Source organism: Caballeronia temeraria (assembly GCF_001544795.2).
Lineage (GTDB): Bacteria > Pseudomonadota > Gammaproteobacteria > Burkholderiales > Burkholderiaceae > Caballeronia > Caballeronia temeraria.
The window spans coordinates 1-21,174 of the sequence record NZ_FCOI02000015.1 but is presented as its reverse complement, the minus strand read 5'-3'; the positions used below and the strand labels follow the sequence as shown (position 1 = coordinate 21,174).

The 21,174-nt window shown below is 62.9% G+C and carries 21 protein-coding genes and 1 pseudogene; 11 read left to right on the top strand and 11 right to left on the bottom strand.

Annotated features, from left to right (window positions below; all coding sequences use genetic code 11):
* Positions 1–15: 15 nt before the first annotated feature.
* The 9 genes and pseudogenes from nuoK to AWB76_RS21300 all read left to right on the top strand — a co-directional run bounded on the left by nuoK (position 16) and on the right by AWB76_RS21300 (position 7,767).
* Positions 16–321 carry an NADH-quinone oxidoreductase subunit NuoK gene (gene nuoK / locus AWB76_RS21340; protein WP_007588140.1) on the top strand — a complete coding sequence of 102 codons (306 nt, stop codon included), beginning with the start codon at positions 16–18 and terminating at the stop codon, positions 319–321.
* Positions 322–339: 18 nt separating this feature from the next.
* Positions 340–2,415, top strand: a complete 2,076-nt coding sequence (gene nuoL, locus AWB76_RS21335) for an NADH-quinone oxidoreductase subunit L (protein ID WP_061162138.1) — start codon at positions 340–342, stop codon at positions 2,413–2,415.
* A gap of 13 nt (positions 2,416–2,428) precedes the next feature.
* Positions 2,429–3,928, top strand: a complete 1,500-nt coding sequence (locus tag AWB76_RS21330; RefSeq protein WP_061162137.1) for an NADH-quinone oxidoreductase subunit M — start codon at positions 2,429–2,431, stop codon at positions 3,926–3,928.
* Between the two features lie 25 nt (positions 3,929–3,953).
* Positions 3,954–5,426, top strand: coding sequence for an NADH-quinone oxidoreductase subunit NuoN (nuoN, locus tag AWB76_RS21325; protein WP_061162136.1), 1,473 nt, complete (start codon positions 3,954–3,956; stop codon positions 5,424–5,426).
* Entirely contained in the window at positions 5,426–5,746 is a 321-nt protein-coding gene (locus AWB76_RS21320; protein WP_061162135.1) for a DUF2818 family protein, read from the top strand. The genes nuoN and AWB76_RS21320 overlap by 1 nt, the downstream gene beginning before the upstream one ends.
* Positions 5,747–5,796: 50 nt before the next feature.
* A complete protein-coding gene (locus AWB76_RS21315) occupies positions 5,797–6,396 on the top strand; it encodes an NUDIX domain-containing protein (protein WP_061162134.1) in 600 nt (199 codons plus the stop codon).
* A gap of 196 nt (positions 6,397–6,592) precedes the next feature.
* The gene (locus AWB76_RS21310; RefSeq protein ID WP_061162133.1) at positions 6,593–7,042 is read left to right on the top strand and encodes a DUF1178 family protein; all 450 of its coding nucleotides are present in this window, start codon (positions 6,593–6,595) and stop codon (positions 7,040–7,042) included.
* Positions 7,043–7,099: 57 nt separating this feature from the next.
* Positions 7,100–7,231: pseudogene (locus AWB76_RS21305) on the top strand (pimeloyl-CoA dehydrogenase large subunit); the annotation flags it as partial.
* 65 nt (positions 7,232–7,296) lie between these two features.
* The gene (locus AWB76_RS21300) at positions 7,297–7,767 is read left to right on the top strand and encodes a MaoC family dehydratase (protein ID WP_061162131.1); all 471 of its coding nucleotides are present in this window, start codon (positions 7,297–7,299) and stop codon (positions 7,765–7,767) included.
* Here AWB76_RS21300 and AWB76_RS21295 read toward each other — a convergent pair.
* Genes AWB76_RS21295 through AWB76_RS21265 form a run of 7 tightly spaced genes read right to left on the bottom strand, consistent with a single transcriptional unit; the run spans position 7,756 to position 14,889 of the window.
* Complete coding sequence (locus tag AWB76_RS21295) at positions 7,756–8,979, bottom strand: acyl-CoA dehydrogenase family protein (protein WP_061162130.1); 1,224 nt, start codon at positions 8,977–8,979, stop codon at positions 7,756–7,758. The genes AWB76_RS21300 and AWB76_RS21295 overlap by 12 nt on opposite strands.
* Positions 8,976–10,079, bottom strand: a complete 1,104-nt coding sequence (locus tag AWB76_RS21290; protein ID WP_061162129.1) for a phosphotransferase — start codon at positions 10,077–10,079, stop codon at positions 8,976–8,978. Before AWB76_RS21290 ends, AWB76_RS21295 begins: the two co-directional genes overlap by 4 nt.
* Before the next feature lie 19 nt (positions 10,080–10,098).
* Positions 10,099–10,824: a histidine phosphatase family protein gene (locus AWB76_RS21285; protein ID WP_061162128.1), complete on the bottom strand. Its 726-nt coding sequence runs from the start codon at positions 10,822–10,824 to the stop codon at positions 10,099–10,101.
* Positions 10,825–10,827: 3 nt separating this feature from the next.
* The gene (locus tag AWB76_RS21280) at positions 10,828–11,616 is read right to left on the bottom strand and encodes an oxepin-CoA hydrolase, alternative type (RefSeq protein WP_061162127.1); all 789 of its coding nucleotides are present in this window, start codon (positions 11,614–11,616) and stop codon (positions 10,828–10,830) included.
* On the bottom strand, positions 11,613–13,154 hold the full coding sequence (locus AWB76_RS21275; RefSeq protein WP_061162126.1) for a 3-hydroxyacyl-CoA dehydrogenase: 1,542 nt from the start codon (positions 13,152–13,154) through the stop codon (positions 11,613–11,615). Before AWB76_RS21275 ends, AWB76_RS21280 begins: the two co-directional genes overlap by 4 nt.
* Before the next feature lie 40 nt (positions 13,155–13,194).
* Positions 13,195–14,376, bottom strand: a complete 1,182-nt coding sequence (locus AWB76_RS21270; RefSeq protein ID WP_061162125.1) for a pyridoxal phosphate-dependent aminotransferase — start codon at positions 14,374–14,376, stop codon at positions 13,195–13,197.
* 45 nt (positions 14,377–14,421) lie between these two features.
* Entirely contained in the window at positions 14,422–14,889 is a 468-nt protein-coding gene (locus AWB76_RS21265; protein ID WP_061162124.1) for a putative toxin-antitoxin system toxin component, PIN family, read from the bottom strand.
* A 56-nt stretch (positions 14,890–14,945) separates the two neighbouring features.
* Here AWB76_RS21265 and yaaA point away from each other — a divergent pair, with 56 nt between their 5' ends.
* Both yaaA and AWB76_RS21255 read left to right on the top strand, forming a co-directional pair.
* Positions 14,946–15,725 carry a peroxide stress protein YaaA gene (yaaA, locus tag AWB76_RS21260; RefSeq protein ID WP_061162123.1) on the top strand — a complete coding sequence of 260 codons (780 nt, stop codon included), beginning with the start codon at positions 14,946–14,948 and terminating at the stop codon, positions 15,723–15,725.
* Between the two features lie 31 nt (positions 15,726–15,756).
* A complete protein-coding gene (locus tag AWB76_RS21255) occupies positions 15,757–16,917 on the top strand; it encodes a M14 family metallopeptidase (RefSeq protein WP_061162122.1) in 1,161 nt (386 codons plus the stop codon).
* 93 nt (positions 16,918–17,010) lie between these two features.
* Here AWB76_RS21255 and AWB76_RS21250 read toward each other — a convergent pair whose 3' ends face one another.
* The 4 genes from AWB76_RS21250 to AWB76_RS21235 form a co-directional block, all read right to left on the bottom strand.
* Complete coding sequence (locus AWB76_RS21250; protein WP_061162121.1) at positions 17,011–17,607, bottom strand: BspC domain-containing protein; 597 nt, start codon at positions 17,605–17,607, stop codon at positions 17,011–17,013.
* A 147-nt stretch (positions 17,608–17,754) separates the two neighbouring features.
* The gene (locus tag AWB76_RS21245; RefSeq protein WP_061162274.1) at positions 17,755–18,429 is read right to left on the bottom strand and encodes an energy-coupling factor ABC transporter permease; all 675 of its coding nucleotides are present in this window, start codon (positions 18,427–18,429) and stop codon (positions 17,755–17,757) included.
* 68 nt (positions 18,430–18,497) lie between these two features.
* The gene (locus AWB76_RS21240; protein ID WP_061162120.1) at positions 18,498–19,307 is read right to left on the bottom strand and encodes a LuxR family transcriptional regulator; all 810 of its coding nucleotides are present in this window, start codon (positions 19,305–19,307) and stop codon (positions 18,498–18,500) included.
* 192 nt (positions 19,308–19,499) lie between these two features.
* Positions 19,500–20,714, bottom strand: a complete 1,215-nt coding sequence (locus AWB76_RS21235; protein WP_061162119.1) for a DUF2863 family protein — start codon at positions 20,712–20,714, stop codon at positions 19,500–19,502.
* Between the last annotated feature and the right edge of the window lie 460 nt (positions 20,715–21,174).

Sequence of the window (21,174 nt, the reverse complement as noted above, 5' to 3'; positions counted from 1 at the left end):
AGGAGATAAATAGAAATGTTGAGTCTTGCCCATTACCTCGTGCTCGGTGCGATCCTGTTTGCGATCAGCATCGTCGGCATCTTCCTGAACCGCCGCAACGTCATCATCATCCTGATGGCCATCGAATTGATGCTGCTCGCGGTGAACACCAATTTCGTCGCGTTCTCACACTATCTGGGCGATGTGCATGGCCAGATTTTCGTGTTCTTCGTGCTGACCGTCGCCGCCGCTGAAGCTGCGATCGGTCTCGCGATTCTCGTGACCCTGTTCCGTAGCCTCGACACGATCAATGTCGAGGACCTCGATCAGCTCAAAGGTTAATTTCAGGCCAGGCTTGTTATGTCCACGACACTCAATGAAAACCTCCTGCTCGCGGTTCCGCTGGCACCGCTCGCCGGCTGTCTGATCGCGGGGCTGTTCGCGAAATGGGTAGGGCGCAAGGGCGCGCATCGCGTCACGATCCTCGGCGTCTTCATCTCGTTCATTCTTTCGGCGATCGTCTTCAACGACGTGATGCACGGCGCGAGCTTCAACGCGACCATCTACGAATGGATGAGCGTCGGCACGCTGAAGATGGAAGTCGGCTTCCTGGTCGACTCGCTGACCGCGATGATGATGGTCATCGTGACCTTCGTCTCGCTGATGGTGCACATCTACACGATCGGCTACATGGCGGACGAAGAAGTCGGCTACGAGCGTTTCTTCTCGTACATCTCGCTCTTCACGTTCTCGATGCTGATGCTCGTCATGAGCAACAACTTCCTGCAGCTGTTCTTCGGCTGGGAAGCGGTGGGTCTCGTGTCGTACCTGCTGATCGGCTTCTACTTCACGCGTGAGAGCGCGATCTACGCCAACATGAAGGCGTTCATCGTGAACCGCGTGGGTGACTTCGGCTTCCTGCTGGGCATCGGCCTGTTGCTCGCGTTCGCGGGCTCGCTCAACTACGGCGACGTGTTCGCGCAAAGCGACAAGCTCGCGACGATGACGTTTCCGGGCACGCAATGGGGCCTGCTGACGGTCGCGTGCGTTTGCCTCTTCATCGGCGCGATGGGCAAGTCGGCGCAGTTCCCGCTGCACGTGTGGCTGCCGGACTCGATGGAAGGCCCGACGCCGATCTCCGCGCTGATTCACGCGGCGACCATGGTGACGGCCGGCATCTTCATGGTGACGCGCATGTCGCCGCTCTTCGAGCATTCGGATGCGGCGCTGTCGTTCGTCACGGTCATCGGCGCGATCACGGCCTTGTTCATGGGCTTCCTCGGCGTCGTGCAGAACGACATCAAGCGCGTGGTCGCTTACTCCACGCTCTCGCAGCTCGGTTACATGACGGTCGCGCTCGGCGTCTCGGCCTATCCGGTCGCCGTGTTCCACCTCGGCACGCACGCGTTCTTCAAGGCGCTGCTGTTCCTCGGCGCGGGCTCGGTCATCATCGGCATGCACCACGACCAGGACATGCGCAACATGGGCGGCCTGCGCAAGTACATGCCGATCACGTGGATCACGTCGCTGATCGGTTCGCTGGCGCTGATCGGCACGCCGTTCTTCTCGGGCTTCTACTCGAAGGATTCGATCATCGAAGCCGTGAAGTACTCGCATCTGGCGGGCTCGGGCTTCGCGTATTTCGCGGTGGTCGCGAGCGTGTTCGTCACGTCGCTGTACTCGTTCCGTATGTACTTCATGGTCTTCCACGGCGAAGAGCGCTTCCGCGGTCCGAAGCATCCCGACTCGCCGATGGGCCAGGCCGAAGCGCACGGCCACGGTCATGGTCATGACGACGGCCACGGTCACGACGATCACGGCCACGGCCACGCTCACGTGCCGCATGAGACACCGTGGGTGGTGACGCTGCCGCTCGTGCTGCTCGCGATTCCGTCGATCATCATCGGCGCGATCATGATCGGCCCGATGATCTACGGCAACTTCTTCTCGCACGGCGTCGTGTTCGACAAGGTGATCTACATCGCCGAGAGCCACGAAGGCCTGAAGGAAATGGCCGAAGAGTTCCACGGCTGGGCCGCGATGGCGCTGCACGGCATCGTCACGCCGGGTCCGGTATGGCTCGCGGCGCTCGGCGTGATCGTCGCGTGGTTCTTCTACATGAAGCGCCCGGATCTGCCCGCGGTCGTCGCGAAGACCTTCCGTCCGATCTACGTCCTGCTCGACAACAAGTACTACTGCGACAAGATCAACGAGGTCGTATTCGCGAAGGGCGCGGTCGCCATCGGCCGGGGCCTGTGGAAAGAGGGCGATGTGGTCGTCATCGACGGCATCGTCAACGGCAGTGCGCGGTTCATGGGCTGGTTCGCCGGTGTGATCCGCTTCCTTCAATCCGGCTACATCTACCACTACGCGTTCGCCATGATTATCGGCATGCTGGGGCTCCTGACCCTGTTTGTGACGCTCGGCGGCAAATAAGGCGAGGGATCCTATGCATTCTTTTCCGATTCTCAGTGTCGCGATCTGGTTGCCGATCATCTTCGGCATGCTGGTACTCGCAGTTGGTAATGACCGCAACCCGGCGCCCGCGCGCTGGGTCGCGCTGATCGGCTCGGTGCTCGGGCTGATCGTCACGATTCCGCTCATCACCGGCTTCGATACGTCGACGGCCGCGCTGCAATTCGTCGAGCAGTCGAACTGGATCGAGCGCTTCAACATCACGTATCACCTCGGCGTCGATGGCATCTCGATGTGGTTCGTCGTGCTGACCGCACTCATCACGGTGATCGTCGTGATCGCCGGCTGGGAAGTGATCACCGAGCGCGTGTCGCAGTACATGGCCGCGTTCCTGATCCTCTCGGGCATCATGATCGGCGTGTTCTCGACGGCGGACGGCCTGCTGTTCTACGTGTTCTTCGAAGCCACGCTCATTCCGATGTACATCATCATCGGCGTGTGGGGCGGCCCGAATCGCGTGTATGCGGCATTCAAGTTCTTCCTCTACACGTTGGCCGGCTCGCTGCTGATGCTGGTCGCGCTCCTGTATCTGTACACGCAGACGCATACGTTCGACCTCGCTACGTGGCAGGCCGCGAAGCTCGACATGACGCCGCAGGTGCTGCTCTTCATCGCGTTCTTCCTGGCGTTCGCGGTGAAGGTGCCGATGTGGCCGGTCCACACGTGGCTGCCGGACGCGCACGTGGAAGCGCCGACGGGCGGCTCGGTCGTGCTGGCCGCGATCATGCTGAAGCTCGGCGCGTACGGTTTTCTGCGCTTCTCGCTGCCGATCGCGCCGGACGCGAGCCATTTCCTCGCGCCGGTGGTCATCACGCTGTCGCTGATCGCGGTGATCTACATCGGTCTCGTGGCGATGGTCCAGTCCGACATGAAGAAGCTCGTCGCGTATTCGTCGATCGCGCACATGGGCTTCGTCACGCTCGGCTTCTTCATGTTCGGTGCGTCGAGCCAGCTCGCGGTCGAAGGCGCGATCATCCAGATGATCTCGCACGGCTTCGTGTCGGGCGCGATGTTCCTCTCGATCGGCGTGCTGTACGACCGCGTGCATTCGCGCCAGATCGCGGATTACGGCGGCGTCGTGAACACGATGCCGAAGTTCGCGGCATTCGTGATGCTCTTCGCGATGGCCAACTGCGGCTTGCCGGGAACCTCGGGTTTCGTCGGCGAATTCATGGTGATTCTGGCTGCGGTGAAGTACAACTTCTGGATCGCGTTCCTTGCAACCTTCACGCTGATCCTCGGCGCGGCCTACACGCTGTGGATGTACAAGCGCGTGTACTTCGGCGCGGTCGCGAACGATCACGTCGCGAAGCTTAAGGACATCAACGGACGCGAATTCCTGATGCTCGCGATCCTGGCGCTGTTCACGCTGTACATGGGCCTGCATCCGAAGCCCTTTACCGACGTGATGCACGAATCCGTGGCAAACCTGCTCTCCCACGTCGCGCAGTCCAAGCTGCCGCTGGCTCAGTAACGTCGTGCGGAGGAACTAAAAGATCATGCAAAACGCTCCTATGAGTATGTTGTGGCCCGACGCGATCCTGATGGCAGCGGTCGTCGTCGCCTGGTTGAATGACACCATGTTCGGCACGAAGAGCCGTCACACGACGTATCTGATCGCGCTCGTGTCGACGCTCGTTTGCGGCGTGTGGTTCGCAATGACCGCGCTCAATCCGACGCCGGCTTACTTCTTCACGCGCATGTACATCGTCGATCCGTTCGCGAGCGCGATGAAAGCGGTGGTGTGTCTCGGCTACGCCGTGTCGATCGTCTATTCGAAGAAGTATCTGGAAGACCGCGACCTGTTCCGCGGCGACTTCTTCCTGCTCGGCATGTTCTCGCTGCTCGGCCAGTGCGTGATGATTTCGGGCAACAACTTCCTCACGCTGTATCTCGGCCTCGAACTGATGTCGCTGTCGCTGTACGCGGTCATCGCGCTGCGCAAGGACGCGCCGCAGGCGAACGAATCGGCGATGAAGTACTACGTGCTCGGCGCGCTCGCATCCGGCTTCCTGTTGTACGGCATCTCGATGATCTACGGCGCGACCGGTTCGCTCGAACTGAACGAAGTGCTGAAGGCCGTCGCTTCGGGCCGCATCAACGACGCCGTGCTGCTGTTCGGCGTGATCTTCATCGTCGCGGGCGTGGCGTTCAAGATGGGCGCGGTGCCGTTCCACATGTGGGTGCCTGACGTCTATCAGGGCGCGCCGACGGCAATGACGCTGCTCACCGGCGGCGGCCCGAAGGTCGCGGCCTTCGCGTGGGGCCTGCGCTTCCTGGTGATGGGTCTGCTGCCGCTCGCGGTCGACTGGCAGGAGATGCTCGTGATTCTCGCGGCGCTCTCGCTGATCGTCGGCAATATCACGGGTATCGTGCAGAAGAATATCAAGCGGATGCTGGCTTACTCGGCCATCTCCAACATGGGCTTCGTGCTGCTGGGCCTGCTCGCCGGTGTGGTCGACGGCAAGCTGACGGGCGCGGCGGGCGCATACAGCTCGGCGATGTTCTACAGCATCATCTATCTCGTCACGACGCTCGGCACCTTCGGCGTGGTCATGCTGCTCGCGCGCCGCGACTTCGAGGCCGAAACGCTCGAAGACTTCAAGGGCCTGAATCAGCGCAGCCCGGTGTTCGCGTTCGTCATGATGATCATGATGTTCTCGCTCGCCGGCATCCCGCCGACGGTCGGCTTCTACGCGAAGCTCGCCGTGCTCGAAGCGACGATGAACGCCGGTCTCACGTGGCTCGCCGTCCTCGCCGTGATGACTTCGCTCGTGGGCGCGTTCTACTACCTGCGCGTCGTCAAGCTGATGTACTTCGATGCACCGCAGGATGCATCGCCGATCGTCGCCGGCGGCCTGAACCGCTCGCTGCTCGCGTTCAACGGCCTGGCCGTGCTCGTGCTCGGTCTGGTGCCGGGCCCATTGATGAGCGCGTGCCTCACGGCGATCTCGCATACGCTGCCGCTGTAATGTCGGCGGCAGGCTGGTTCATCGTGCTGTTGGCGCTCGTGCTCGCCAACGTGCCGTTCCTGAATCAGCGCCTCTTCGCCATCGTCCCGTTGCCGCTTCCGGCGTCGACGGGACGCAGGGCGGCGAAGAAGAGCGCGTGGATTCGCATCGGCGAGCTGATCGTTCTTTACTTCGTGGTCGGTGCGCTCGGCTTCATGCTCGAAGCGCGCGCCGGCAACCGGTTCGATCAGGGATGGCAGTTCTACGCCATCACCTTCAGTCTCTTCGTCGTGTTCGCCTTTCCCGGCTTCACGTATCAATATCTCGTCAAACGCCGCTGACGGCTTCGCGCCGTTAGCGGCTTGTTTGCTTCGAAAGCACAGGGCCCAACATGGCAGATCATTCCTCGATTCCCGGCAACGACGACGGTCTCATCGAAAAGCAGGTCGAGAGCGTCACGCTGCACGAGGGCAAATTCCTCACGCTGAAACGCGACACCGTCGAGCTGCCGGACGGCAAGCATGCGACGCGCGAGTTCGTCGAGCATCCCGGCGCGGTGATGATCCTGCCGGTCTTCGACGACGGCCGCGTGCTGCTCGAACGCCAGTTCCGTTATCCGGTGGGCCGCGTGCTGCTCGAATTTCCGGCGGGCAAGCTCGATCCGAACGAGGACGAACTGACCTGCGCGAAGCGTGAACTGCAGGAAGAGACCGGCTACACCGCGCGGGAATGGACGTTCCTCACGCGCATCCATCCGGTAATTTCGTATTCGACGGAGTTCATCGACATTTATCTGGCGCGTGGCCTGAAAGCGGGCGATGCAAAGCTCGACGAAGGCGAATTCCTCGAAACCTTCATCGCCGACGAAGCGCAACTGATGGCATGGGTGAAGGACGGTAGCATCAGCGATGTGAAAACGATCATCGGCGTGTTCTGGCTGGAGAAGGTCCGCTCGGGCGAGTGGACGCTGGGCGAGACGATCAAGGATTGAGCGTTCGTCAGACGGATGTGCGCAAAAGCGGCCTCGTTGCCGCTTTTGTCGTTTTTGCGTCGGCTAAAGCGATGCGTGGGCCGAGCGGCTAGAATGAATGTTTCGCGGTTTGACGGTTGTCTGCGTTCTTCCGATTTAACGAACGACCGTTCAAAAAACGCGATTTTGAGATAAACTTCAACGAAGCCCCATCAGCATGAAGGTCCTCGATTTAAAGTGCTCGCACGAACACCGGTTCGAAGGCTGGTTCGCCTCGACCGATGAGTTCGAGTCGCAATTGTCGCGCAAACTGGTTGCATGTCCCGTGTGCTCGACGACCGATGTGAGCCGTATGCCGTCCGCGCCGCGCCTGAATCTTTCGTCGGCGCGAGGTGAAGCGACGCCGCAGGTTTCGCAGACGCAAGCCGTGCCCGAAGGCGCCGCACTACAGGCGCGCGCGCTGCAATTCATGCGCGAGCTGATCGAGAAGACCGAAAACGTGGGCGACCGGTTTGCCGAGGAGGCGCGGCGCATTCACTACAACGAGGCGCCGGCGCGCAACATTCGCGGCGTGACGACGCCCGAAGAGACGCACGCCTTGCTCGAAGAAGGGATCGACGTGATGCCGTTGCCTGTTCCGGACGCATTGAAAGAGCCGCTGCAGTAACGTTCGCGCGCGGCGTCTTTTCTGGCTCCGGATGGGGCCACGAAGGAGACACCGCACATGAACCTCAACTATTCCCCTTCGGACGACGCCTTTCGCGCCGACGTCAGTCTTGCGCGCGAACTGCCCGACAACGTCCTCCATCACCAACGTCTGAACCGCGATGACCACGCGAGCCGGCACAGGCTGCTTGCGGCGCATCATCGCGTGCGCTTCGCTTCATCGCCCACATCCACCGAAACGGAAGGGAATCCCGCATGACCTACGCTTACGAAGACTTCGAACCCGGCAGCGCCGTTCAACTGAGCGCGCACACGTTCACGAGAGAGGAGATCGTCGGATTCGCCGAACGCTACGATCCGCAGCCGTTTCATTTGTCGGGAGCGGCGGGCGAGGCGTCGCATTTCGGCGGACTCGTCGCGAGCGGCTGGAACACGTGCTCCGCGATGATGGGCATTCTCGTGCGCGACATGGTGGGCGATTCGACCTCGATGGGCTCGCCCGGTCTCGACAACATCCGCTGGATCAAGCCGGTGCGCGTCGGCGATACGGTGCGGCTCACCGTGCGCGTGCTCGACAAGCGCGTGTCGAAGAGCAAGCCGGATCGCGGCATCGTGCAGACGCGCTGGGAAGCGCACAACCAGAACGGCGAGCTTGTTCTGACGGTCGATTCCGCCGCGCTCTTCGGTCTGCGCGATCCAGCCGATCCGGACGCGTCAGCTTCCTGACGCGTATTTCCCGAACTCCAGCTTCGCGATTGCATTGCGATGCACTTCGTCGGGGCCGTCGGCGAGGCGCAGCGTGCGCGCCGATGCGTACGCGTACGCAAGCGGAAAGTCGTCGCAGATGCCGCCCGCGCCGTGTGCCTGGATCGCCCAGTCGATCACCTGACACGCGACGTTCGGAGCGACGACCTTGATCATCGCGATCTCGCCGCGCGCGCCTTTGTTGCCGACGGTGTCCATCATGTAGGCGGCCTTGAGCGTCAGAAGCCGCGCCTGCTCGATCATGATGCGCGCCTCGGCGATGCGCTCCTGCGTCACGCCATGCTGCGCGATCGGCTTGCCGAACGCGACGCGCGCGAGCGAGCGCTTCGTCATCAGTTCGAGCGCGCGTTCCGCGAGTCCGATCAGCCGCATGCAATGATGGATGCGCCCCGGCCCGAGGCGGCCCTGTGCGATCTCGAAGCCGCGTCCTTCGCCCAGCAGAATGTTCGCCGCCGGGACGCGCACGTTATCGAGCGTGATGTCCATGTGGCCGTGCGGCGCGTCGTCGTAACCGAACACGTTCAATGGCCGATGCATCGTGATGCCGCGCGCATCGGCGGGCACGAGGATCATCGATTGCTGCGCGTGTTTCGGCGCATCGGGATCGGTCTTGCCCATCACGATATACACCTTGCAACGCGGATCGCCCGCACCCGACGACCACCATTTGTGGCCGTCGATCACGTAATGGTCGCCGTCGCGCGCGATGCTGCATCGGATATTGGTCGCATCCGACGACGCGACTTCCGGCTCCGTCATCAGAAACGCCGAACGGATTTCGCCGCGCAACAGCGGTTCGAGCCATTGAGCCTTGTGCGCCTCCGTGCCGTAGCGCTCGATGGTTTCCATGTTGCCCGTATCGGGCGCGCCGCAGTTGAAGACCTCGGGCGCCCACGGCACGCGGCCCATGATTTCGCACAGCGGCGCGTATTCGAGATTCGTAAGGCCCGCGCCGCGCGCCGATGCCGGCAGAAAGAGGTTCCACAGTCCTTCGGCGCGCGCGCGCTCCTTCAGGCCTTCGATCAGCCGCGTCGGAATCCACGCGTTGCCCGCCGCGCGATTCGCCGCGATTTCATCGGCGTAGGCGCGTTCGTTCGGATAGATATGCGCGTCGAAGAAAGCGAGCAATTTCTCGCGCAACGCCTGCACCTTGGGCGTGTAGTCGAAGTTCATGCCTTTGCTTCCACCTTTTGCGCGTAGTGCCACGCGAGTTCGGCCATCGGCCGCGCGCGCTTGCCGGCATCGACGGCTTGCGCGCTTGCAGCGGTGCCATCGACGACGCGCTTCATGATGCCTTGCAGAATCGCGGCGATGCGAAACATGTTGTAGGCGAGATAGAAGTTCCAGTCGCCTTCGATCGCGAAGCCCGTGCGCTCGCAATAGCGCTTCACATAGGCGGCTTCGTCGGGAATGCCGAGCGCGGCCCAGTCGAGCCCGGCGATGCCGCGAAACTGCGACGGATCGACATGCCACGCCATGCAGTGATACGCGAAATCGGCGAGCGGATCGCCGAGCGTCGAGAGTTCCCAGTCGAGCACGGCGAGCACGCGCGGCTCGGCCGGATGAAAAATGAGGTTGTCGAGCCGGAAGTCGCCGTGCACGACGCTCACGCGCGCGTTCTGCGCGTGCGGAATGTGCTGCGGCAGCCAGTCGATCAGGCGATTCATCGCGTCGATCTTCCCGGTTTCCGACGCGACATATTGCTTGCTCCAGCGTCCGATCTGCCGCTCGAAGTAATTGCCCGGCTTGCCGTAGCCCGACAGGCCGGCGGCGTCGACATCGACGGTATGCAGCGCCGCGATCACGCGATTCGTTTCGTCGTAGATCGCGGCGCGCTCGGCGGGCGTCATGCCGGGCAGCGACTGGTCCCACAGCACGCGGCCCTGGACGAACTCCATCACATAGAACGCGCGGCCGATCACGCTCTCGTCCTCGCAGAGCGCGAGCATGCGCGCGACGGGAACATCGGTGGACGCGAGCGCGTGCATCACGCGATACTCGCGCTCGATCGCATGCGCCGATGGCAACAGCTTCGCCGCCGGTCCGGGCTTCGCGCGCATCACATAGCTGCGCGCGGGCGTGACGAGCTTGAACGTCGGGTTCGACTGGCCGCCCGCGAATTGCTCGACGGTCAACGGACCGCTGAAGCCATCGACATTCGCCGCGAGCCATGGAATGAGCGCCTCGGTATCGAAACGCTGCTTGTCCTGCACGGGGCGCGTTCCTTCGAACGCGGAGAAATCGGACTGCTTGTGCGTCTCGTTGTCTTGCATCGTCTCCTCCGGACTGCGTTCAGTTCATGTCGCCGGCCTTGTAGCGGACGAATTGCGCGTAGAGCAGTTCCATCGTCGTGTTGCGCACGCCGGCATGCAGCGGCGAGGGCGGCGAATGATTGATCGCGTGCACGACCCAGTCGGCCGGTTTCTCGCCGACATCGAGCGCATTGATGCAGCCCGTCGCCTGCGACAGATGCCCGAAGAACGCGCGCCCGCCCGCCGCGATCGCGTGCGAAAGCAGCGCGCGATTGACGCCGCCGTGCAGCACGAGCAGCACCGTGTCCCACGAGCGATCCTCGCGCAGCCGCGCCACAGCGGGCAACGCGCGGTCGAGCAATTCGCCGATGGTCTCGCCGCCGAGAAATTGCGTTTCTTCCGGCACGACGCCGTCGAACACGGAGAGGAACGCGCGCTCGATATCCGACACCGTGAGGTCCTTGAGCTTGCCGCCGCGAATCTCCTGCCACTCGGGCCACACTTCGATGTCGATGCGCTGGCCCGTCGCTTCGAGCACGCGCTGCGCGGTTTCGATCGTGCGCGGCAATCCGCTCACGATCACGCGATCGAAGCGGATGTTCTGCGCGGCGAACTCGCGGCCCGCCGCGCTCGCTTCCTCGCGTCCGCGCTCGTTGAGCGGCACGCTTTCGGGATCGATCGCGCGGCCGCTGTCGTCGAAATACGTGACGTCGCCATGACGCATCAGAAAGATGCGCCGGCGCTTCGGCAATTCGTAGTGAGCCATGACTTAGCGATAGTTCGGCTGGCGCTTCTCTAGAAACGCGGTGATGCCTTCGAGCGCGTCGCCGTGATGCAGCGCATCGACGAAGCTGTCGCGCTCCATGTCGAGATGCGCGGCGAGCGGCTGCACGTCGGCGGCGTTGATCAGCGTCTTGATGCGCGCCATCGCTTTGGGCGATGCGCTGCCGAGATCGTCAGCCCACGCGATGGCCGCATCGAGCGCGATGCCTTTCTTCGTCAGCCGGTTCACGACGCCCACTTCATGCAGACGCGCCGCGCCGATCGGCTTCGCTTCGAGCAGCACTTCGCTCGCGAGCGTGCGCGGCAGCGCGCGAGACAGAAACCACGATGCGCCGCCATCCGGCGTGAGGCCGACGCGCGCATACGACATGACGAACCGGGCGTCATCGGCGGCGACGATCAGATCGCACGCGAGCGCCAGCGAAAAGCCCGCGCCGGCCGCCGCGCCTTCGACGGCCGCGATCACCGGTTTCGTCGAGGAACGCAGCGCGCTGATCCATTCGGCCAGCAGATCGATGCTCGCCCCTTGCACCGACGGATCCTGCGCGCGGTTCTCCAGCAGGCGATTCAGATTGCCGCCGGCGCAAAAGAAATTGTCGGCGCCGGTCAGCACGATCGCGCGCACGCTGTTGTCGCGCTCCGCCGTGTTCAGGGCCTCGATGCCGGCGGCGTACATGTCCGGATGCAGCGCGTTGCGCGCGCCGGGATTGGACAACTTGAGCACGAGCGTGGTGTCGCTGCCCGCGGGACGGTCTGTGAGTAGTTCGGCGCTCATCTGAGCTCCTCGATATGGGTAAGCGAAAGTCCGAGCTGCGCGCGCCGCGTGAGCCACGGTGTCGGCCGATACCGCGGGTCGCCGAGCACGGAATAGATGTTGCGGAGAATCGTGAGGATGGTCGTCGCGCCGAGCGTGTCGCCGAGCGCGAGCGGGCCGTGCGGATAGCCGAGGCCGAGCATCACGGCGAGATCGATGTCCTCGGGCGTCGCGATGCCTTGCTGCGCGATGTCGCAGCCGATGTTCACGATCGTCGCGACGACGCGCTGAGCGACGAAGCCGGTCGAATCGCGGATCACGGAGACGGGCACGCCGTCGAAGGCGAAGAGGGCGTGCGCGGCGTCGCGCATCGCGGGCGAGGTCGCGGGCGTCGTCATGATTGTGCGGCGCGCGACGGTATCGAGCGGGAAGAGCGTATCGACGGCGACGACGCGCGTCGCATCGAGGTGCTCGCTGACCGCGGCCGTGGTGGCATCGAAGCCGAGCGGCGTCACGATGATCAGCGAATCCGGCTCGGGCGTGTGGCCCGCGTCGATGTGCACCGAGCAATCGCATTTCGCGATCAGTTTCAGCACCTGCTCGCGGCCTTCGTGCGACGCGCGGCTGATCCAGACGCGCGCCGGCAGCTTCGTCGGCGCGGCGGGCTCGGGCGGGACGTCCTGCTTGCCATCGACGTAACGATAAAACCCTTCGCCCGCCTTGCGCCCGATGAGCCCGCCCGCGAGCCGCGTGCCCGTGATCGGCGACGGCCTGAAGCGCGGCTCTTCGTAGAACTGATGATAGATCGACTCCATCACCGGATGCGAGACGTCGAGCGCGGTGAGATCGAGCAGCTCGAACGGGCCGAGCCGGAAGCCCGCCTGCTCGCGCATGATGCGGTCGATGTCCGCGAAGCTCGCGACACCTTCGCTCGCCACGCGCAGGCCTTCGGTGTTCATGCCGCGCCCGGCGTGATTGACGATGAAGCCCGGCATGTCCTTCGCGCGCACGGGCGTGTGGCCCATGCGGCGCGCGAGGTCCATCAGCGCATCGCCCGCGCGCGGATCGCCGCGCAGTCCGTCGATGACTTCGACGACGCGCATCAACGGAACCGGATTGAAGAAGTGAAAGCCCGCGACGCGCGCTGGACGCGCGCATCCGGCGGCAATCGCGGTGATCGACAGCGACGACGTGTTCGACGCCAGAACGCAGTGCTCGCCGACCACGGCTTCGAGCTCGCGGAACAGCTCGCGCTTGAGTTCGAGATTCTCGACGATCGCCTCGACGATGGCGTCGCAACCGGCGAGCTCGCTCGTGTCGCCCGCATCGCAGATGCGCGCGAGCGCCGCGTGCGCATCGGCTTCCCTGAGCTTGCCTTTCGCGGTGAGCTTCGCGAGCGTGTCCGACAGATACGCGCGCGCGGCGGCGAGCGCTTTCGGGTTCGTGTCGTAGATATGCACGTTCAGCCCGCCGAGCGCCGCGATCTGCGCGATGCCGCGCCCCATCGCGCCGCTGCCGACGATGCCGAGCGTTTGAATCGTGAAGTCTTGCGTACTCATGTTCCGTTCGACTCCTGGTTGTGGCGCGTGCGCCGCAGGTTCAAAGCTTCGCGAGACGTTCCAGCGCGAGCGCCAGCGTTTCTTCCTTCTTCGCGAAGCAAAAGCGCACGACGCCCGATTCATGGCTCTCGTGATAGAACGCCGACACCGGAATGGCCGCGACGCCGATCTCGCTCGTGAGCCATTGCGCGAACTCGGCTTCGGGCATGTCGCTGATCTTCGAATAATCGACGCACTGGAAATACGTGCCTTCGGACGGCAGCATCGAGAAGCGCGTCTTCGCGAGCCCTTCGCGGAAGAAGTCGCGCTTCTTCTGATAGAAGGCGGGCAGTTCGAGATACGGCTTCGGGTCTTCGAGATAACGCGCGAGGCCGATCTGCATCGGCGTGTTCACGGTGAATACGTTGAACTGATGCACCTTGCGGAATTCGGCCATCAACGCGGCGGGCGCGGCGACGTAGCCGACTTTCCAGCCCGTCACATGAAATGTCTTGCCGAAGCTCGACACGACGAAGCTGCGTTTGGCCAGCTCCGGATAACGCGACACGCTCTCGTGCGGCGCGCCGTCGTAGACCATGTGCTCGTAGACTTCGTCGGAGACGATCAGCACGTTGGTGTCGCGTACGATCGCTTCTAGCTTCTTCATGTCTTCCGCGCGCCACACGCGGCCGGTCGGATTGTGCGGCGTGTTGATCATGAGAAGACGCGTCTTCGGCGTGATCGCGGCGGCGATCTTGTCGAAGGGCAGGGCGTAGTCGGGCGCGTCGAGCGACACGAACACCGGCTTGCCGCCCGCGAGTTCGATCGACGGCACGTAGCTGTCGTACATCGGCTCGATCACGATGACTTCATCGCCCGGATGCACGCAGCACAGAATCGCGGTGAGCAGCGCCTGCGTCGCGCCGGCTGTCACGGTGATTTCGGTGTCGGGGTTATACGTGCGGCCGTAGAGCGCGTCGATCTTGCGCGCGATCGCCTGGCGCAAGGGCGCGACGCCGGCCATCGGCGGATATTGATTGTGGCCGTCGCGCATGGCGTCGGCCACCGCATCGACGATGCGCGCATCGCAATCGAAATCGGGGAAGCCCTGGCCGAGATTCACCGCGCCTTTTTGCGTCGCGAGCGCGCTCATCACGGTGAAGATGGTCGTGCCTACATTGGGCAGACGCGACGGGAAGGACAGCTCGGGCGGAGTCGGCGGCAAATCGTGCGTGGCGTTCATGGTCGAATAGGCGTTGAATTGGCTCGCGACTATTTTAAGACACCGTCAGCCGATGGCCGCCTGCGCCTCGAATTCGATGACGAACGGTTTCGGCTCGGCGATGCGAAACGCGAAATCGCGCGCGACGCGCCGCGCGAGCTTCAGCACCGCGCGGTCCTTCGAGACGAGCCATTCGGCGCCCGCGGCGTGCGCGAGTTCGAGAAACTTCTGGTCGTCGCGGTCCTTGCATTTGGGCAGCGGACGCTCGCTTTCGTCGAGGGTCGCCGCCACGAACGTCGACAGACGCGTGACGTTTTCGAGCGCGGCCGCCTTGTCGACCTCCATGCGCACGAATTGCGGATAGTCGAGCACGCGCGTGAGTTCCCTGAGACACCGCTCGTCGATCAGCGCTTCGAGCGTGCGGGCGACGAGCGCCGCGTGGATCGGGCGGGTGGCGGGGTCGTCGAATACGAGGATGTCGATCCACACATTCGAATCGAGCACTACGCGCAGCGGCGCGGCGGAATTGTCCATTCGATACAATCGGGGGTTTATGCCTATGATCGCCGGCGGGGTGCCGGCGAGCCTCCATGATAATCGTTCTCTCGCCTGCCAAATCGCTCGACTACGAGACGCCCGCTCATATCAAGAAGCACACGCTGCCGCAATTCGTCGATGACGCCGCTGAACTGATCGACGGACTGCGCGAACTTTCGCCGCAGCAGATCGGCGGACTGATGGGCATTTCGGACCCGCTCGCGGCGCTGAATTTTCAGCGTTATGCGGACTGGTCGACGACTTTCGACGCGCACAATTCCAAGCAGGCCGTGCTCGCGTTCAACGGTGACGTGTACGAAGGTTTCGCCGCGAAGACGCTGTCCGCCGGCGATCTCGATTTCGCGCAGAACCATGTGCGCGTGCTGTCGGGGCTGTACGGATTGTTGCGCCCGCTCGATTTGCTGCAGCCATACAGGCTCGAAATGGGCACGAAATTTCCGAATGCGCGCGGCAAGGATCTCTACGCGTTCTGGGGCGAGCGGATCACGGCGGCGCTCAACGAACAATTGAAGAAGCAGCGCGGCGCGCGCGTGCTGGTGAACTGCGCGTCGGAAGAGTATTTCAAGTCGGTCAAGCCGAAGCTGCTGACGGCGCCGGTCATCTCACCCGTGTTCGAGGACTGGAAAGGCGGGCGTTACAAAACCATCAGCTTTCATGCGAAGCGCGCGCGCGGCATGATGGCGCGTTATGCGGTGGAGAACCGCATCGACGAGCCGGAAGCGCTCAAGGGCTTCGACAGCGAAGGCTACAAGTTCGACGCGAAGGCGTCGAACGATACGACATACGTATTTCGTCGCCGCGTCGCGGAATGAAACGGCGCGGTAAGCACTCAAGGAAACGCAGATGACGCTCTCCATTTCAAGCAACTTCGACGCGGGCGCGATCGAAGTGATCAACGCCGACGATCCCACTGACATTCGCCTGCGCATTCGTCCCGACTCGCACGCGGACTTCGCGCAGTGGTTCTATTTCCGCGTGTCCGGCGCGCGCGGCGAGCGCCTCGTGATGACGTTCGAGAACGCGGCGCAGTGCGCCTTCCCCGAAGGCTGGCGCGATTACGAAGCAGTCGCGAGCTACGACCGCGTGAACTGGTTCCGCGTGTCGACCGAATACGACGGGAAAGTGATGAAGATCGATCACACGCCCGACTTCGACCGCATCTATTACGCGTACTTCGAGCCGTACAGCGAGGAGCGCCACTCGGAGTTTCTCGGCGCGGTCCAGCAGATGCCGCTCGCGACGCTGACCGAACTCGGCAGCACGGTCCAGGGACGCCCGATGTCGGTGCTCTCGCTCGGCATCCCGGACTTCGGCGACGCCGAGCCGAAGAAGAAAGTCTGGATCATCGCGCGCCAGCATCCGGGCGAGACGATGGCGGAATGGTTCGTCGAAGGGCTCGTGAAGCGTCTCGCGGGCTTCGGCGACTGGGCGGGCGATCCGGTGGCGCGCGCGTTGTTCGAGCGCGCCATCTTTCATATCGTGCCGAACATGAATCCGGACGGCAGCGTGCTCGGCAACCTGCGCACCAACGCGGCGGGTGCGAACTTGAATCGTGAATGGATGGAGCCGAGCGCGGAGCGCAGCCCGGAAGTGCTCGCCGTGCGCGAGGCGATTGCCGAGACCGGCTGCGACCTGTTTTTCGATATCCACGGCGACGAAGCCATTCCCTATGTGTTCGTCGCGGGCTCGGAGATGCTGCCGGGCTTCACCGAGCAACAGGCGAAGGAACAGAAAGCATTCGTCGATTTTTTCAAACAGGCGAGCCCGGATTTTCAGAACGTGCACGGCTACGAGTCAAGCAAGTATCAGACGGATGCGCTCAAGCTCGCGTCGAAGTACATCGGCAACGAGTACAAGTGTCTGTCGCTGACTCTGGAAATGCCGTTCAAGGACAACGCGAATCTGCCGGACGAGAGCGTCGGCTGGAACGGCGCGCGCAGTGCGGCGCTCGGTGCATCGATGCTTCAGGCCATTCTGTGGCACCTGCAGACGCTCGACGCCTGAGAGCCGGCGACTTGCCGTTGATATGAAAAAGGCGTGGCCGCTTTGTGCGGCCACGCCTTTTTTGATCGTGTCTTCGTTGCAGGGAAGAAGTGTTTAGTGCTTCTTGGTCGTCTTCTTCGCCGGCTTGGATGAAGATTTCGATGACGACTTCGACGTGCTCTTCGTCTTGCCCGCTGTCGCCTTGTTCTTCGTGCCGTGCTTGGACTTCGTGCCGCTCGTGGAGTGCGACTCGGCGCGCGCGCGCAACGGCGGTACGGGATCGTTCCAGCCGAATGCAAGCATCTGGCTGCCGACATAGCCGCAGCGGAACTTGAGCGGCGTGGGATCGCCGCCGCCGTCCTTCGGCATGCCCTGACCTTCGACGGTCACGACGTTGTCCACCTTGATGCGTTGCTTTCTCTCGTCGAAGGAATCGTTCCATGGCTCGATTGCAGAGTGCGAGGCATCGAACGAGGTAGGCGGGAATTCGACGTGATCGAAAGCCGAAGACGTGCTGGCGATGAAGTTGCCGTGCGCGGCGCAATCCGCGACGAGCGGGTTGGCGTTGAAATCGGTGACGAAGTGGTGAATCAGTTCATTGCGCTCATCGAGCGAATCGGCAAAAGCGGATACCGCGCATGCCAACGATGCGCATACCGCCAACCGGCCGACGAGCCGCAGGAGCCGGCGCGGTGCGAAGTTACTTTCCATCTAGTCTGGCGCTAAGAAGACACGGCCAAGTAAGATGCGCCGTGTGGGGAAGGAGTTCAATCTTATCGTACTTTGCGCACGGACCCATCGCCGGGAATCCGATAACCGGCGATCCGGCGAGCCATGCACCGACTCGTTTCGCCAAACTCAGACGCGCGGACCGCGGTCGAGACGATAGCGGCGCACGTCATACGTGGTGATCCACGCGGGTTTGTACACGGTGATCAGAATGGTGAGCAGGCCCGTAAAGAGCGCTTCGCCGGCACCCAGCAGCAGTGAGCCTCGCGTGAACGCCGCCGGAATGACGAACGGTCCGCTGGCAAGCGTCATTTCGAGTGCGATGGTCGCCCCGCATGCCGCGGCCACTGCAATGGCCGACGTGATGAACCCGTGTCCTGCAATGAAGGTGAAAAGATTGCGAGGCAGCCAGGCGTTGCTCAGACGCTGTAGCACCGTCGAGACCGCGACGGGTAACGCGCCGAAGAGGAGGTAGGTGGTCGCGACCGACAGCCATGAGGCATCGAGCACGACCGCTGCGAGCCCCGTGGTCGCCGCAGTGCCGATGAGCGCGAGCCGCCAGTCGAACAGCGTGACCATGAGCGTCGCGCCCAGCAGATGGATGACGGGCCCGTCATCGAACCATGCGTTGCATGCCCACAGCACCGAGATCGCGACGATGACACCGAGCCACACGTTCTGCAGTGTCGCGTCTTGCAGACGAGCGAACGGACGCTGCAGCAACGCGAGCGCGAGCAGCCCCACGGCGACGATCCAGCTGCCGACGGTTAGCCAAAGCGGTAGCGGTGTGTAAAAGAACCCCATGCCTTGCATATTACTCGTTGCGCGTAAAACGTGTGCGCAAAGGACAGACCCGTTTGCCTCGTTTGTTGCTAGAACGGTGATTCGGGCTCCGCGGCCATCGGGAGCGCGGCCGCATCGTTGTCGAGAAGCGACGGATAACGCGTCCTTGGCCGGCGCAGCGGAATGACGCCCGCCTGACCGGTTACGACGCGCACCGGTTTTTGGCCGCCGCTGCGCAGAATCTCGAGATGCGCAGTTTGCACGCCGTTGTAGATCGCGACTGCGGCAGCGCGATTGGTCGCTCCGAGCTGCTGGAAGATGCTTGCAAGGTGGATCTTCACCGTGCCTTCGCTGATGCCGAGCGTCTTCGCGATCATCTTGTTCGTGCTGCCCATGTGCACGCAACGCATGATCTGCTGCTGCCGCGGCGACAGTGTCGGGTGATGGCGGATCCTGTGCGGCAACTTGCCGTGTTCCCGGATGCGGCGGGTAGTGAGTTCGAGCGTCAGTTCGGGATCGACGACGTCCGGCGGAATATAGTGACCGCCGACGAGCACCATCTCCAGCGCGCGCAGTATCAGAATTGGATCGAGAGCGCGCGGGATCACGCCCATTGCGCCGGCGCTCATCAACGCATAGACCAGCGCGGCGCCGCAACGATCGACCATGATCGCCGCGGGCACATCGGGCGCGTCGTCGAGCAGGATCTCCAGGTCGCCGGTGCGCAACTCGGGCGCCCAGTCGATCACGATCATGTCGGGGGTGGAGCGTTTCAAGGCGGAACGGGCTTGTCTCCAGTCCTTCGCCTCAGTGAATTGCGCCTGGCGCGCAACACGGCGCAGCAATGTTTTAAGGCCCGCCCGGCGCTCCGCGTCGGAACCAATAATGTTGATTATCATGCTTTACCTCGTATCAATACACCCGTTGCCCGACGGCTTCGGGGCTTGCCGCCGGAATCAGTTCGGCGTCAGTGGGTATATTTACAAATTTGAAGTGATTTGGCCCCCTATCCGAATGGCATAGGCATAAATACACAAAACCCCGCGCGCGGCGGGGTTCTTTTTGGGTCATTTAACTGCCATTAGGCAGCGTCAATGGAAATGTGGCTGCGCCGGTTCAGCATCTTCAGGCATTTCAGCGTGAACGATCTCGCCCAGTGGATCGGCATAGAGTGGCACGCCGCAGTCGTCGCAAAACTCCGGTTCGAAGCGTCCTGCATGACGGCGCACGTCCGAGACGCCTATTTTCTTTAGCAACTCGACGATCTCCTCCACTGGGCCATTGGCGCCCTCGAGATCGACCGGTTCCTCGTCCATTCCCAACTCGCCGTTTTCGCGCCCGTAGAGCGGCCACACGACGCCGTAGATCACGTCGTTGCTGCCGCGCCGCGTGAAGCCGATGCGATATTCGTCGATACGCCGTTCACCGAAACCCGCGATGACCGCGCGCAATTCCTGAGGCGCGGCGCCGAGGGTGTCGAACAGATATCGCACGGCGGTGCGCACGGTGTGCGGACGAACCTGCTCGTCGGCGTCGCGGCACGCGGAGTAATAGGCATCGGGAAGCAGGCATTCGAACTCGCAGCCCGGCAGGATCGCGGCGAAGCTCGGTCCGCCCTGCGCGGCCCATTGCTCGAGGCACTGACCACGCTCGACGCGGCTGCCGCTCTCGTCCTCCTGCCAGCGAAAGAACGCCTCGCCGGCGGGTACGACGACCAGAGCCAGCAGGAAGCGCGGGTCGGCGAGGATCGGCGAGGTTTCCGGCAGATCGGACAGGTTCAGCCGCGCGGCGTTGCCGGTGGTCACGGTTTGCAGCAGCTGTTGCGCGAGCCGCGAGGTATCCACGTGGTGCCGCGGCAATTGATCGATGCTGTAGAGGTATGGCGCGACGGCCACGCGTGCGTCGGCCGCGAGCACGTGTGCTTGCATCTGCGTGCGCAGCGCATCGACAGCGTCGCCTTTGAGCGCGCCCGACGGGATCGCATAGCGCGTCCACGCGAGCACCGGCGCCGCGATGAGCAATGCTTCGTGCGGCGCGCCGTCGAGGTCGACTCTGAACGACTCGCTGTGCGTCTCGGCCATATCGGCCAGCGCGCCGTAGGCGTCCGGATGATTTTGCTGGAGATGGTCGAGCGCGGCGTCGAGCGTCGTCTGATTGCCGTTTCGCACGAGTTTGGCGATAAGCGTGTCGAGGCGGCCTTCCCAGAAGCGATCCTCGACACGGCTGCCGGACGCGAAGAGCGCGAGGGAGAGGCTGACGAGCTTGTCTGCATCCGGGGGAATACGTTTTGCGATTCGCGAGCGCATATAGATACTAGAGTGAATTGGTGCGGTGAACCTTTGATTGTAGTCGCTCGGAGGATGCTTTTATCGTGTGGCGTTGCAACACGTTCTGCGATCAGGTGCGGCGGTCAGTTATAGATGTCGAATATTTTTCGGTGCCCCTCTTGCGAAGCCGGCGTCCACTCACTAGAATTCCGTTCCTTCGCGCTTCGATGAACGCGAAGGAAGCGGGAGTGGGCGATATCGGCGGGTGTTCGGAGTGGGTTGGAAAGGCTCTGAGCGCGGTCGGCAAGAAAAGAAAGTTTCGAATTCTTGTTGACACGAGCCGAAACGTTCTTCATAATCTCGTTTCTCTGCTGCTGATGCAGCGACGCAAGACGGTGGTGAGGTTAGATGGTCTTGCGATGTGCTCTTTAAAAACTAACAGCCGATAAGTGTGGGCGCTTGATAGCGAGTGCGGCCGGTTCTTCGGAGCCGGTAAAGC

What these genes read in the sequence shown, in the direction of transcription:
- nuoK (WP_007588140.1), top strand. Translation starts at nt 16, where the DNA reads ATGTTGAGTCTTGCCCATTACCTCGTGCTCGGTGCGATCCTGTTTGCG.
- nuoL (WP_061162138.1), top strand. Translation starts at nt 340, where the DNA reads ATGTCCACGACACTCAATGAAAACCTCCTGCTCGCGGTTCCGCTGGCA.
- AWB76_RS21330 (WP_061162137.1), top strand. Translation starts at nt 2,429, where the DNA reads ATGCATTCTTTTCCGATTCTCAGTGTCGCGATCTGGTTGCCGATCATC.
- nuoN (WP_061162136.1), top strand. Translation starts at nt 3,954, where the DNA reads ATGCAAAACGCTCCTATGAGTATGTTGTGGCCCGACGCGATCCTGATG.
- AWB76_RS21320 (WP_061162135.1), top strand. Translation starts at nt 5,426, where the DNA reads ATGTCGGCGGCAGGCTGGTTCATCGTGCTGTTGGCGCTCGTGCTCGCC.
- AWB76_RS21315 (WP_061162134.1), top strand. Translation starts at nt 5,797, where the DNA reads ATGGCAGATCATTCCTCGATTCCCGGCAACGACGACGGTCTCATCGAA.
- AWB76_RS21310 (WP_061162133.1), top strand. Translation starts at nt 6,593, where the DNA reads ATGAAGGTCCTCGATTTAAAGTGCTCGCACGAACACCGGTTCGAAGGC.
- AWB76_RS21300 (WP_061162131.1), top strand. Translation starts at nt 7,297, where the DNA reads ATGACCTACGCTTACGAAGACTTCGAACCCGGCAGCGCCGTTCAACTG.
- AWB76_RS21295 (WP_061162130.1), bottom strand. Translation starts at nt 8,979, where the DNA reads ATGAACTTCGACTACACGCCCAAGGTGCAGGCGTTGCGCGAGAAATTG.
- AWB76_RS21290 (WP_061162129.1), bottom strand. Translation starts at nt 10,079, where the DNA reads ATGCAAGACAACGAGACGCACAAGCAGTCCGATTTCTCCGCGTTCGAA.
- AWB76_RS21285 (WP_061162128.1), bottom strand. Translation starts at nt 10,824, where the DNA reads ATGGCTCACTACGAATTGCCGAAGCGCCGGCGCATCTTTCTGATGCGT.
- AWB76_RS21280 (WP_061162127.1), bottom strand. Translation starts at nt 11,616, where the DNA reads ATGAGCGCCGAACTACTCACAGACCGTCCCGCGGGCAGCGACACCACG.
- AWB76_RS21275 (WP_061162126.1), bottom strand. Translation starts at nt 13,154, where the DNA reads ATGAGTACGCAAGACTTCACGATTCAAACGCTCGGCATCGTCGGCAGC.
- AWB76_RS21270 (WP_061162125.1), bottom strand. Translation starts at nt 14,376, where the DNA reads ATGAACGCCACGCACGATTTGCCGCCGACTCCGCCCGAGCTGTCCTTC.
- AWB76_RS21265 (WP_061162124.1), bottom strand. Translation starts at nt 14,889, where the DNA reads ATGGACAATTCCGCCGCGCCGCTGCGCGTAGTGCTCGATTCGAATGTG.
- yaaA (WP_061162123.1), top strand. Translation starts at nt 14,946, where the DNA reads ATGATAATCGTTCTCTCGCCTGCCAAATCGCTCGACTACGAGACGCCC.
- AWB76_RS21255 (WP_061162122.1), top strand. Translation starts at nt 15,757, where the DNA reads ATGACGCTCTCCATTTCAAGCAACTTCGACGCGGGCGCGATCGAAGTG.
- AWB76_RS21250 (WP_061162121.1), bottom strand. Translation starts at nt 17,607, where the DNA reads ATGGAAAGTAACTTCGCACCGCGCCGGCTCCTGCGGCTCGTCGGCCGG.
- AWB76_RS21245 (WP_061162274.1), bottom strand. Translation starts at nt 18,429, where the DNA reads ATGGGGTTCTTTTACACACCGCTACCGCTTTGGCTAACCGTCGGCAGC.
- AWB76_RS21240 (WP_061162120.1), bottom strand. Translation starts at nt 19,307, where the DNA reads ATGATAATCAACATTATTGGTTCCGACGCGGAGCGCCGGGCGGGCCTT.
- AWB76_RS21235 (WP_061162119.1), bottom strand. Translation starts at nt 20,714, where the DNA reads ATGCGCTCGCGAATCGCAAAACGTATTCCCCCGGATGCAGACAAGCTC.